The following is a 12,225-nucleotide window of genomic DNA, read 5'->3' as shown; positions in this document are numbered from 1 at the left end:
CCCGCTTGCTCTATCACTTTTGGTCGCTAAAACGGCTGTTTAGGGACCAAAAGTGATAGAGCAACGCGGGGTTTGGGGCGGGAGGTCTGCCGGTAGTTGGACGTCCGGGGTTGGGTTAGGAAAGCGGGCGGTGAAGGTCCGCGAGTTCCTGGTGGCGGGGGCTGTTGGGGTTCATCAGCGAGTGCTTGCGGCCGTAGCCGAAGTAGATGACGAGGCCGATGATCAGCCACACCACGAACCGCAGCCAGGTTTCCCAGTGCAGCTGCAGCATCAGGAAGGCCGAGGCCAGGACGCCGAACGCAGGGATTACGGGCATCAGGGGCAGGCGGAACGTACGGGGGGCGTCCGGCCGCTTGTAGCGGAAGATGATCACGGACAGGCAGACGACGACGAACGCGGCCAGGATGCCGATGTTGGTCAGGTCCGCGACCGCCTTGATGGGGAAGACGCCGGCCAGGAAGGCGGACGCGATGCCGCCGATCCACGTGACGCGCTGCGGAGTGCCGTGTCGGTCAGTCTTGGAGAACCAGCCGGGGAGCAGTCCGTCGCGGCTCATGGAAAACCAAACACGGGTGACGCCGAGCAGGAAGGTGAGCATCACTGTGAGGATGGACAGGACGGCGAACACCGAAATGATGGTGGCGATGACAGGCAGGCCCACGGAGGTGAAGGCCGATGCGAAGCCCGCCTTGGGGTCGATGTCCTTGTAGTTCTGCATGCCGGTGAGGACCAGTGTGGCGGCAACGTAGAGCAGCATGGCGATGATGAGCGAGAGCACGATGGCCTTGGGCATGTGCTTCTTGCCGTCCTTGGCTTCCTCGGCCGCGGTGCTCATGGCGTCGTATCCGAACACGGCGAAGAAGACGGTGGCGGAGCCGGCAACCACGGGGCCGAAGCCGCTGGGCATGAACGGGTTGTAGTTGTTGGTGTCGATGTAGAACACGCCGAGGCCGATGATGAAGAGGATCAGGACGATCTTGATGGCCACGGCGACGAGTTCAAACCGGCCGAACGCCTTGGTGCCGCGGGACAGGATCCACGTGACCAGGAGGCAGACCAGGATGGCCGGAATGTTGATGATGCCGCCCTTGCCCTCGTCCACCGTCGACGTCATCCAGGCAGGCATGTGGATGCCGATGCCGGACAGGAAGGCGTCAAGGTACCCCGAGATGCCGATGGCCACCACGGCAACAATGGCGATGTATTCCAGCAGCAGGTCCCAGCCGATGAACCAGCCGATCACCTCACCGAGTGCCACGTAGCCGTAGGTGTAGGCGGATCCGGCGCGGGGAATCATGCCCGCGAATTCCGCGTAGGACAGGGCCGCGGCCGCAGAGGCCAGGCCCGCAATCAGGAAGGAAATCAGTACCGCGGGCCCCACTCCCGGGTTGCCTTCGCTGCCGGCGGCCACCAGTCCCGCGAGGGAGAAGATGCCGACGCCGATAATGCCGCCAACGCCGATGGCGGTGAGCTGCCACAGTCCCAGGGACTTGAACAGTCCGCTGTGCTTGCTCTCTTCTTCGATGTCATCGATGGGCTTGCGCCGCATGATCGACTGGCTCAAATCTTTGGTGCTCATCAGGAACTCCTGCTTGGGGGGCGACCCCGCCGCGGCACGCCAAGGGACCTGGCTGTGACGGGGGTAACTCGATTTCAACAGTATGCGTGTGGGCTTGCGTTAGATAAAGTGACTACTTCTAACCTATATTCGTTAGTTTCAGTTAGGAATTTGCCATGCTCGACGTCCGCAGGCTCCGGCTGCTCCGGGAGTTAAGCATCAGGGGGACGCTCGCCGAGGTGGCGGAGGCGCTGCAGTACAGCCCGTCGTCGGTCTCGCAGCAGCTGGCCCTGCTGGAGAAGGAAGTGGGCGTGGAGCTGCTTCGAAAAACGGGGCGGCGGGTGCAGCTGACGCCCCAGGCTGAGGTGCTGGTGGCGCACACCGCGCAGCTGCTGGAAACCATGGAACAGGCGGAGGCGGACCTGGCGGCTTCCCTCACCACCGTGACGGGGACGGTGCGGATCGCCGTGTTCCAGTCCGCCGCCCTCGCCCTGATGCCGGACACCTTGACCCGCATGGCCGCCAAGTATCCCGAGGTGCGGATCGAGATGATCCAGCGTGAACCGGAAACGGCGCTGCACGAGACCTGGGCACGCGACTTCGACCTGGTCATCGCGGAGCAGTACCCCGGCCATGCAGCACCGCGGTACCCGGAGCTGGACAAGGTGAAGCTCACCACCGATGCCATCCGGCTGGCCGTTCCCCCGGCGTCCGCGGGCAGGCCGGCCATCCGTTCTTTGGCGGACACGGCGGAGCTGTCCTGGGTGATGGAGCCGCGGGGTGCGGCATCACGGCACTGGGCGGAACAGGCCTGCCGCAGCGAGGGGTTCGAGCCCGACGTCCGCTTTGAGACTGCAGACCTGCAGGCCCAGGCGCGGCTAATCGAGTCCGGCAATGCCGTGGCCCTGATGCCGGATCTAGTGTGGACCGGTCGCGGCACCACGGCCCAGCTGCTGGAGCTTCCCGGCAAGCCGCACCGCACCATCTTCACCTCGGTCCGCCGCTCCAGCGCGCAGCGCCCAGCCATTCTCGCCGCCCGGGAAACCCTGGCTGCCGCTGCCGCCGCGGTGGCAACGGACGACGCCGGGTGACCACTGTGTTTCGTCACTGCAGGTGAGGAACCGCAGGTCTAGACTGGAGCCGTTATGAATCGAACAATGTTCAAGTCCAAAATCCACCGGGCCACCGTCACGCACGCCGACCTGCACTACGTCGGCTCGGTCACCGTTGACCTCGACCTGCTGGAGGCCGCCGACATCCTTCCCGGGGAGCTGGTGTCCATCGTGGACGTCACCAACGGCGCGCGGCTTGAAACCTACACTATCGCCGGCGAACGCGGTTCCGGCGTGATTGGCATCAATGGTGCAGCGGCGCACCTGATGCACGAGAACGACATCATCATCCTGATCACCTACGCCCAGATGACCACCGAAGAGGCCAAGTCCTTCGAGCCCCGCGTGGTCCATGTGGACGAAAACAACCGCGTGATCCAGCTGGGCAACGATCCCGCCGAGGGCCTTACCCCCGGCGTAGTGCGTCCGCCGTTCGCGCTGAACAACGCCACCGTCTGATCCCGGAGCGTGAACTCCGGTAGACCCTTCTTCCATGCCCCGCGAGGCATCCTTTGCTAGGGGTGCTGGCCGGATTCTTCGTGGTCTGGTGCATCATCCTGGTGGGCTGGTTCGTGGGCCGGCAAAGAATCCTCGGCGACAATGCCCGGCCCGTGCTCAGCGGCCTGACCTTCTTCGTCGCCAGCCCGGCACTGCTCTTCGAAACCCTCAGCAAGGCGCGCCTGCAGGAAGTCTTTGCGGAACCGCTGCTGGTCACGGCGGTGGCCGCCATCGTTACGGCTGCCATCTTTTTCGCCATCACCAGGTTCTGGCTGAAGCGGGCACTGCCGGAATCGCTGATGTCGGCCATGTCCGCGTCCCTGGCGAACTCGGCCAACCTTGGTATTCCCATCGCCGTATATGTCCTGGGCGATGCCAGCTATGTTGCCCCGCTGCTGATCTTCCAGCTGGCGTTTTTCACCCCGATGTTCCTGATGATCCTGGACTCGAGCACCAGCACGCACCGCACCACCGTCCTGGGCTTCTTCCTGATGATCCTGCGCAACCCCATGATCGTGGGTTCCGGGCTGGGGCTGCTGGTGGCCGGTACAGGATTCCACGTTCCGGAGCTGGTGATGGAGCCCATCCACCTTATTGGCGGCGCGGCGATTCCTGCCATGCTCATCGCGTTCGGCATGAGCCTGAACGGCACGCGGCCGCTGCAGTCGTCCGCCGGCCGGAGTCTCGACACCCTGCTGGCGAGCGGCTTCAAGCTTGGCGTCCAGCCGGCGCTTGCCTACCTCTTCGCCCGTTTCGCGCTGGGGATGGACGGGCACGCCCTGTTCGCCGTAGTGGTCACCTCGGCCCTGCCCACCGCCCAAAATGTCTTCGTTGCGGCCAGCCGGTACCAAACCGGCCTCACCGTGGCCAAGGACACCGTACTGATCACCACCGTAGTGGCCGTACCGGCGATGATCGGCGTCGCGCTTCTCCTGGCGTGAGGCTTTACTTGGTGAAGAACCGCAGCTTGGAGGGCTGATGAATACTGTGCTGGACACCGTGGTGATCGGCGGCGGCGCCATGGGTTCCGCGGCCGCGTGGGCGTTGTCGCGTCGCGGCCGGCAGGTGACGCTGGTGGAGCAGTTCGGCCCCGGCCATAAGATCGGGGCGTCGCACGGCGCCACCCGCAACCTCAACCCTGGCTACCACCAGCCCGACTACGTGGCCATGCTCGCCGAGGCGCTGGCGTTGTGGGAGGAACTGGAGCAGGAAACCGGCGAGCAGCTGCTGGCGCGCACCGGCGTCGTCACCCACGGCCCGGGCTTTGACGCCCGGAAGATTGCGGCAGCCCTTACGGCTGCCAGGATCAGCGCCGGGTCCCTGCACCCCGCCGAGGCGGGAGAGCGGTGGCGCGGCATCCGCTTCGACCAGCAGGTCCTGCACATGCCCGACGGCGGCCAGCTCAACCCGGAAGCGGCGCTGCCTGCCTTCCAGCGGCTGGCGTCCGCCCGGGGCGCCGAGATCAGGCACCACACCAAAGTGGTGGGCTTCGAAGTATTCGACGACGGCGTGCGGCTGACGCTCGATTCGGCTGCGGGCCCGGAGGTGGTCACCGCAGCCCAGGCGGTGGTGACGGCCGGTGGCTGGACGGAGAAGCTGCTGGCGAAGATGACAGGCAACGACGGCGCCCCGGTCCGGATTCCCCGGCTCAGGGTCACGCAGGAGCAGCCCGCGCATTTCCGGGTGGCGGACACCGGCGCGGTATGGCCCGGCTTCAACCACTACCCCGGCCCGGACTACCAGGGCTGGTACTCCCCCATCTACGGCATGCACACTCCTGGTGAAGGCATCAAGGCAGGATGGCACGGGGTTGGCCCGGAAGTGGACCCGGACAACCGCAACTTCCTGCCCGAACCAACGCAGCTCGCCGCCCTGCAGGACTACGCAAGGCAGTGGCTGCCCGGCGTGGACGCTGACTCGTTCGAGGCCATCAGCTGCACCTACACCACCACACCGGATGAGGACTTCATCCTGGACCGGATCGGGCCGGTTGTGATCGGCGCGGGCTTCTCCGGCCACGGCTTCAAGTTCACGCCGGTGATCGGGCGGATCCTGGCGGACCTTGCCACGGGGATCCGGCCCGCACCCGAAATTTTCCGGGCGTCCCGCTAGCTGCCGGGGCCCTTTGCCCGGGTGGGAACAGCGCGCCTGTGAACAGTCCGGTCAGCGGGTTCGGCGGCTGACGGTTCTTCAACCACAGGTTCTTCAACTGCCGGTTCCTCGGCTGCCGCAGCGCCGTCGCCGGCCTGCTCCACGCTGTCAGCCTTCACGGCGGGCATTACCAGCACCGCAACAACGGTCAGCAGCCCGGCCACCAGCGCGGCGAGGAAGACTGCCCCGGACGCGGAGATAACAGTGGAGGGATCGGCGTCGCCGCCGGTGCTGCCGCCGTAGATGGAGTTGGCCACGGCACCGAACACGGCCACGCCCAGGGCGCTGCCGATGGACCGGGCAAACATGTTGGTGCTGGTCACCACGCCGCGTTCGTGCCAGGGCACGCTGGACTGGGCGGAGATCAGGGTGGGGGTGGCCAGCAGGCCCAAACCGAGCCCGACGACGAAGCAGCTGACCGCGATCAGCGCCACGTTGGGCGAGGAAGCCGTGAGCGACAGGATCAGCAGCCCCACCACGGAGACGGCGATGCCGATCAGCGCCGTGGACTTGAACCCTATCCGCAGGTAGAACTTCCCCGCCTGTGAAGCGCTGAGCGGCCACCCGAGGGTCAGGGCGGCGAGCGCCATGCCGGCCACCAGCGGGGAGGAGGACAGGGCGCCTTCAAGGAAGGTGGGCACGTAGGAGGTGAGGCCAATCATTACGGTGCCGACGCCGAAGGACACCAGCGCGGTGGTGGCCAGCAGGCGGCGGGACACCACCCAGGCCGGGAGGATGGGCTCCGCGGCCCTGCGTTCCACCAGCAGGAACGCCACCAGCAGGACTGCCCCCACCACGAACACGCCGATGCCGACGGGCGAATTCCAGGCCCACGCCTGGCCGCCCTGGAGGGCGCCGAGGATGAGCAGGCCGAGCGATCCGGCCAGCAGCACGGCGCCGGCGTAGTCCACCTTGTGCTTCTTCCGTTCCACGTTCTCGTGGAGGGTGCGGACCAGCATCCACCCGGCCAGCAGGCAGAGCGGCACGTTGACCAGGAAGATGCCGCGCCAGATGCCCAGTGCGGAGAAGACACCGCCCAAGCTGGGGCCTACCACGGAGGAGATGGCCCAGACGCTGGCCAGGTAGCCCTGGACCTTGGCGCGCTCCTGAAGGGTGTAGATGTCGCCGGCGATGGTGACGGCGACGGGCAGGACAGCGCCGGCACCGAGTCCCTGGAGGGCACGGAAGGCGATGAGGGAAGGCATACTCCAGGCCACGCCACACAGCACGGAGCCGAGCAGGAACAGGCCGATGCCGGTGAGGATGATGGGTTTGCGGCCCGCCATGTCGGACAGCTTGCCGTAGATCGGCACGGACACCGCCTGTGCCAGCAGGTAGGCGGAGAAGAGCCAGGGGAAGGAGGAGAAGCCGCCGATGTCCCGGACGATCGACGGGACGGCCGTGGCCACGATGGTGGAGTCGATGGCCACGAGTCCCGTGGACAGCATCAGGGCAATGAGGATGGGCCCGCGTTCGGACCGGAAGCCTACGCCGTCCTTTGCGCTGGCCATCAGACCGCCACCAGCCCGGCAGCCTGTGCCAGCAGTTCGACGGACCGCAGGCGGTCCTGGGTGCCGGGGCTTTGATGTGCCACGATGAGTTCGTCGGCGTCGGCGTGCTTGCCGAAGCTGTCCAGGTAATCGATGACGACGTCGGGCGTCCCCACTGCGGAGTACGTCATCATTTGTGCCATGTGGCGTCCCTGCGGCGAGTCCAGGATCATGTCCGCCTCGTCGTCGCTGAATTCGCGGCCGCCGCCGAAGAACAGGGAGACGCGGGCGCGCTTGGTGGCCTGGAACATGGCCTGCGCTTCGGAGGCGGAGTCGGCGGCGATGACGTTGACGCCGGCGATCACGTGCGGGGCGTCCAGTTGGGCGGACGGCTTGAATTCGCGGCGGTAAATGGCCACCGCGTCCTGCAGTGCGGCCGGGGCAAAGTGCGAGGCGAAGGCGTAGGGCAGGCCCAGTTGCGCGGCCAGGCGGGCGCCGAAGAGGGACGAGCCCAGGATGTACAGCGGGACGTTGGTCCCCTTGCCCGGGGTGGCCTCGACGCCCTGGATGCGGGTGGGGCCGGTCAGGTAGCCCTGCAGCTCGAGGACGTCCTGGGGGAAGCTGTCCGCGGACATCGGGTCGCGGCGCAGCGCCCGCATGGTGTTTTGGTCGCTGCCCGGGGCGCGGCCCAGGCCCAGGTCGATCCGGCCCGGGTGCAGGGTTTCCAGGGTGCCGAACTGTTCGGCGATGGTCAGCGGGGAATGGTTGGGCAGCATGACGCCGCCGGCACCCAGCCTGATGCTTTCGGTGTGCGCGGCCACGTGCGCGATCAGCACGCTGGTGGCGGAGGAGGCGATGGAGGACATGTTGTGGTGCTCGGCGTACCAAACGCGCCGGTAGCCCAGCTTTTCGGCGCTCTGCGCCATGGCCACGCTGCCCGCGAAGCTCTCCGCCGCCGTCTGGCCTTTGCCGATGGTTGCCAGGTCAAGGATGGAAAGGGGAAGAGTCACGTCAGTTGCGGCCTTTCAGGAACGTTTCGTAAGAAGCACCGGCCGGATTGCGGCGGGCGCTTGAGGCATAACGACGGCGGAGCCCGGCTTATTTCGTCTTTCCCGGAATACTCAGCACCCTTATGAGGTTGCCGCCCCTATGAGCCACGATTCAACGAACCAGCTGGAACTGTCCGCAACCATCGACCTCAAGGACCTGGGAACCGTGCACCGGCTCGGTTTCGGTGCCATGCGCATCGTGGGTGACGGCGTCTGGGGTGAGCCCAAGGACCGCCAGGCCGCCATTGACGTGGTGCGCCGCGCCGTCGAACTCGGCGTGGACTTCATTGACACCGCCGACTCCTATGGCCCCAACATCAGCGAGGAAATCATCGCCGAGGCCCTCCACCCGTACAAGGAGGGGCTGAAGATCGCCACCAAGGTGGGCTTCACCCGCACCGGGCCCAACAAGTGGATTCCCGTTGGCCGTCCCGAATACCTGCGCCAGCAGACCGAGCTGAGCCTGCGCAAGCTGAAGGTGGACACCCTGGACCTGCTGCAGCTGCACCGGATCGATCCCAAGGTGGACGCCGAGGAGCAGTTCGGCGTGCTGCGCGAGCTCCAGGACGAAGGAAAGGTCCGCGCCCTGGGCCTGTCCCAGGTGAGCGTGGCGGAGCTGGAAGCTGCGAGCAGGCATTTCACGGTGTCCACGGTCCAGAACCGCTACAACCTGACGGACCGCAGCTCCGAGGACGTGCTGCGCTACTCCGAGGAAAACGGCATCGGGTTCATCCCGTGGGCCCCGATTTCCGCCGGTGAGCTCGCGCAGCCGGGCGGCCCGCTCGACGAGGCCGCGAAGCGCCTGGGTGCCACCACCTCCCAGGTGGCCCTGGCCTGGCTGCTGCGCCGCTCCCCCGTGATGATGCCCATCCCCGGCACCGGCTCCGTGCAGCACCTCGAGGAGAACATGGCTGCCGCCGGCATCACGCTCGACGACGACACGTACGCTGAGCTGGAAGCGGCCGGCAAGTAGCAAGCGGCTTCCAGCCACTCACGTCAGCAAAGACATCCACGTCAGCTAGGACAGGAGAAACAGCATGGCAAACATTTTGATGGTCGTCTCGGCCGCAGATTCCCTCACCATGAAGGACGGCAGCGAGCACCCCACGGGCTACTGGGCAGAGGAACTGGTGGTGTCCCACCAGACCCTGACGGAGGCCGGCAACACGGTCCACATCGCCACCCCGGGCGGCCGGAAGCCCACGGTGGATCAGGTGAGCCTGGCGGCCGAGTCGGCAGGCGGGGACGAACGGGCGCAAGGGTTCAAGGACTACATTGCCAAGATCGACGGCGAGCTGGCGCACCCGCTGGTCCTGGCCGACGTCGACCCCTCCGCCTACGACGCCGTGGTGATGCCCGGCGGCCACGGCCCCATGGCCGACCTGTACAAGGACGCCGACCTGGGCCGGCTGCTGGTGGCAGCGAATAAGGACGGCAAGATCATTGCGCCGTTCTGCCACGGTCCCGCCGGGCTGCTGAGCGCAACGGACGACGACGGCGGGTTCGCCTTCAAGGGACGGCGCCTCACGGTGTTCACCAACGAGGAGGAACTTGGCGGCGGCACCGGCGAGAACACCCCTTGGCTGGTGGAGGACGCGCTGAAGGAGAAGGGCGCCGTGATCGAAAACGGTGCGGCCTGGTCCTCCAATGTGGTCCGGGACGGCAACCTCATCACGGGCCAGAACCCGCAGTCCAGCGAGGACGTGGCCAAGGAAGTGCTCGCCGCGCTGAGCTAGCCGCAGTCCTTTCAGGCAGTAAGAGAGGGGACCAGTTCGCAAAGAACTGGTCCCCTCCTTGCGGCGCACGCCATTGGACGCCGGTCTTCATGCCTGGTTGATCAGGCGGCGCAACCCCCGTTCCCGATGGTGGGATCGATGGCGGCAATTTGCTTCTGGATGTCCGCCAGCTGCGTTTGCAGGCTGGCCACCAGGAGCTTCTGGGCCTCAATGGCGTCCTTGTTCTGCTTCTTCTGGCCCTGGATGGCCCGAAGAGTGTCCTGCGCGGCGGTTAGTTGGTTGTCCACGGTGGTCAGCTGGCCCTGCAAGGATGCCAGTTTGGCTTCTGCAGCGTTTATGTCTCCGGTAAGGCTGTTGAGCTGGTCCAGCAGGGGCTTCACCCGTCCCTGCAGGTCAAGGACATTGCCCTCGGCAGCGGCAATCTGCGAGTTGAGCTCTGAGATCCGGGCCACCAGGTCGTCGCCCAACGTGTTGAGTGAATCGATCTCGGCTGTCTTTGTAGCAACGGCAGTTTTCGCGGTATCAAGGGTGGCCTGCAGTGCCGGGAGCTGGCCCTGAAGCGTCGAAATCTCGGCATTCTTTTCGTCCACTGCCTTGTTGGCTGCCGCCAGCGCGTCATTTGCCTCAGTCAAAGTGGCATTCTTCGCCTCGAGGACCACCTTCTGGTCAGAGATGGCCTGCTGGGCCTGCTCAACGTTTTCGGTGAGGGTTGGCAATGCGTCTTCGAGGTCTTTCACCACCTGCTGCTGGGCCGCCGCAGCGCCGGCAGCGTCCTTTGCCGCCTGTTCCAGCGCCGGGAGCTGCCCCTGCAGCGTGCTGAGCTCGGCCTGCTTGCTGGCGACAGCCGTGTTGGCCTGCTTGACGGCGTCCTGCAGTGCAGGCAGCTGTCCCTGAAGGGTTGCGATGTCCGTCTGTTTTGCAGTAACCGCTGCGTTCGCGGCGTTCAGCGCTGCCTGAAGCGGGGCTGCCTGCTGCTGAAGGGTGCTGCTTTCCTGCTGCTTGGCCACCAGCTGGGAGTTCAGGCTATCCACCTGCTTCTGGAGGGTGGCCAAGTCGCCCTGGAGCCCCGAGATGGTCGCGGTCTTGTCAGCGATCTGGGCGTTCACGCTGTTCAACTGAACCTGGAGGGCGTCGCGCTGCGCGATGAGGTCCCGCTTCTTCTGCGAATTGCCGTTGATCGCATCGATCTGCTTGTTGAGGTCGGCGATCTGCGTCTCAAGGCTGGTTTTCTGTGCCTGCAGTGCTGCCAGGTCCTTCTGGGCCTGTGTCAGCTGGGCCTGCTTCGTGGTGATCTGGCTGTTCGCGCTTGAGATCTGGCTCTGGAGGCTGGTGATGTCAGCGTTCATGGCGGCGATCTTGGCGTTGTTGTCGCTGACTGCCTTGGCGGCTGCCTCCGCGTTGGCCTGAAGGGTGGCCAGGTCCCTCTGGGCCGCGGCGATCTCCGCATTCTTGGCGTCGAGCGCCGTCTGGGCGGTGAAGGCCGTGGCCTGCAGGGCCGTGAGCTCGGCCTGCGCCGTGGCGATCTGATCCTTCTTGGCGGTCACGGCTGTGTCGGCGGCAGTTGCGGTTTCCTGCAGAGAGGCCAGTGTGGCTTTAGCCGCGTCCACCTTGTCCTGCTGCGCCTGAAGGTCCTCGGCCGCGGTGGTTCCGGCAGCTTCAAGAACCTTGAGCTGGGCCTCGGCATCGTTTACGGCCGTTTGTGCAGCGTTCACGGCGTCTGCGGCCTGCTGTGCTTGAGCTGTCAGGGTGCCCAACTGGTCCTGGGCCTGCTGGATCTGGGCATTTTTGGCAGTCACGTCCGAGGCCGCCTGGTCCGCTGCCTGCTGCAGCCGGGAAAGCTCAGTCTGGGCGGCCGCAATGGCCGTGCTGTTGGCCACAAGTTCTGCGCCCAGCTTGTCCGCCTGGTCCTTCAGGGCGCCGGAGGCGGCCTGGGCCGCGTTGAGCTGATCCTGCAGCGAAGCCAGCTGGCCCGCCACGCTTGCCTGCTGGTTCTGTAGGTCGGCGAGGGCGGCTTCCGCTGCCGTCACCTGGGAGGTCAGGCTCGTCTGCTGGGCAGTTAGCTTGTCCAGCTCCGCCTGCGCTGCTGCTTCCTCGTTGTCCCGCTGTGTCTCCTGGGCTGTAAGGTCAGCCAGCGCCTTCTCCGCCGCGGCCTTCTGGGCGTTCAAGTCATCCGCCTGTGACTGGAGCGCCGCCCTCTCCGCCTGCCGGGCAGCAATGGCGTCGGCGTTCTTCTTGGCGGCGGCCTTCAGGAGGTTTTCCTGGACTGCACCGCGGTGCGCCAACTGGTTGACCACGCCATTACAGATTCCGGGGCCCGTGCCGGTGGCTGCCACCGCGGGCTGGACCAGCACCAGGCTGGTGGTGAGCAGTCCGGGCAGGACCACGGCGGCGGCAAGGCGCCGGGACAGGGGGGACTTGGAAGGGGAAATGCGCATGCGAGCTCCTGATAAAGACCATTGCGGCGGACCTCTCTGGCCGCCTCACAGCCCCACCGTAAATTCCGGTGCCGGGGTAGAACACGCGTAATCACCACTTGTCTTTTTTCCCCAAGTACTCGCTTTCTGCTGGATATGTGACAGGCCCTGCTTAGCAGGCGGAGCAGCGGACCGGAGGAAGCCCAAATGTGACCGC

At 65.9% G+C, this 12,225-nt stretch carries 10 protein-coding genes; 6 read left to right on the top strand and 4 right to left on the bottom strand.

The genetic code is table 11. The annotated features are described in order from the left end of the window. Positions 1–115: 115 nt before the first annotated feature. Positions 116–1,579: an amino acid permease gene (locus tag FBY30_RS07670; RefSeq protein ID WP_142132328.1), complete on the bottom strand. Its 1,464-nt coding sequence runs from the start codon at positions 1,577–1,579 to the stop codon at positions 116–118. A gap of 155 nt (positions 1,580–1,734) precedes the next feature. On the opposite strand from FBY30_RS07670, the gene FBY30_RS07665 reads away from it, so the two are divergent. Genes FBY30_RS07665 through FBY30_RS07650 form a run of 4 tightly spaced genes read left to right on the top strand, consistent with a single transcriptional unit; the run spans position 1,735 to position 5,280 of the window. After that, positions 1,735–2,649: a LysR substrate-binding domain-containing protein gene (locus FBY30_RS07665; protein WP_142132327.1), complete on the top strand. Its 915-nt coding sequence runs from the start codon at positions 1,735–1,737 to the stop codon at positions 2,647–2,649. A 54-nt stretch (positions 2,650–2,703) separates the two neighbouring features. Continuing rightward, positions 2,704–3,129 carry an aspartate 1-decarboxylase gene (panD, locus tag FBY30_RS07660; protein ID WP_200830651.1) on the top strand — a complete coding sequence of 142 codons (426 nt, stop codon included), beginning with the start codon at positions 2,704–2,706 and terminating at the stop codon, positions 3,127–3,129. Between the two features lie 53 nt (positions 3,130–3,182). Further along, a complete protein-coding gene (locus FBY30_RS07655; protein WP_142132326.1) occupies positions 3,183–4,109 on the top strand; it encodes an AEC family transporter in 927 nt (308 codons plus the stop codon). A 37-nt stretch (positions 4,110–4,146) separates the two neighbouring features. Next, the gene (locus FBY30_RS07650; protein WP_142132325.1) at positions 4,147–5,280 is read left to right on the top strand and encodes an FAD-dependent oxidoreductase; all 1,134 of its coding nucleotides are present in this window, start codon (positions 4,147–4,149) and stop codon (positions 5,278–5,280) included. Here the strand turns inward: FBY30_RS07650 and FBY30_RS07645 are convergent. Then, a complete protein-coding gene (locus tag FBY30_RS07645) occupies positions 5,277–6,830 on the bottom strand; it encodes an MDR family MFS transporter (RefSeq protein WP_235009373.1) in 1,554 nt (517 codons plus the stop codon). The genes FBY30_RS07650 and FBY30_RS07645 overlap by 4 nt on opposite strands. Next, on the bottom strand, positions 6,830–7,819 hold the full coding sequence (locus FBY30_RS07640) for an LLM class flavin-dependent oxidoreductase (protein ID WP_142132324.1): 990 nt from the start codon (positions 7,817–7,819) through the stop codon (positions 6,830–6,832). The genes FBY30_RS07645 and FBY30_RS07640 overlap by 1 nt, the downstream gene beginning before the upstream one ends. Before the next feature lie 139 nt (positions 7,820–7,958). Here FBY30_RS07640 and FBY30_RS07635 point away from each other — a divergent pair, with 139 nt between their 5' ends. Together FBY30_RS07635 and FBY30_RS07630 are read left to right on the top strand one after the other, a co-directional pair. Next, complete coding sequence (locus FBY30_RS07635) at positions 7,959–8,831, top strand: aldo/keto reductase (protein ID WP_142132323.1); 873 nt, start codon at positions 7,959–7,961, stop codon at positions 8,829–8,831. Positions 8,832–8,895: 64 nt separating this feature from the next. After that, complete coding sequence (locus FBY30_RS07630) at positions 8,896–9,594, top strand: type 1 glutamine amidotransferase domain-containing protein (protein WP_142132322.1); 699 nt, start codon at positions 8,896–8,898, stop codon at positions 9,592–9,594. A gap of 101 nt (positions 9,595–9,695) precedes the next feature. Here the strand turns inward: FBY30_RS07630 and FBY30_RS07625 are convergent, their stop codons facing one another. Further along, positions 9,696–12,029, bottom strand: a complete 2,334-nt coding sequence (locus tag FBY30_RS07625; protein ID WP_142132321.1) for a chromosome segregation ATPase — start codon at positions 12,027–12,029, stop codon at positions 9,696–9,698. Between the last annotated feature and the right edge of the window lie 196 nt (positions 12,030–12,225).

This window comes from Arthrobacter sp. SLBN-83, assembly GCF_006715285.1.
Taxonomy (GTDB): Bacteria; Actinomycetota; Actinomycetes; order Actinomycetales; family Micrococcaceae; genus Arthrobacter.
This window is presented reverse-complemented; position numbering and strand designations above follow the sequence as displayed.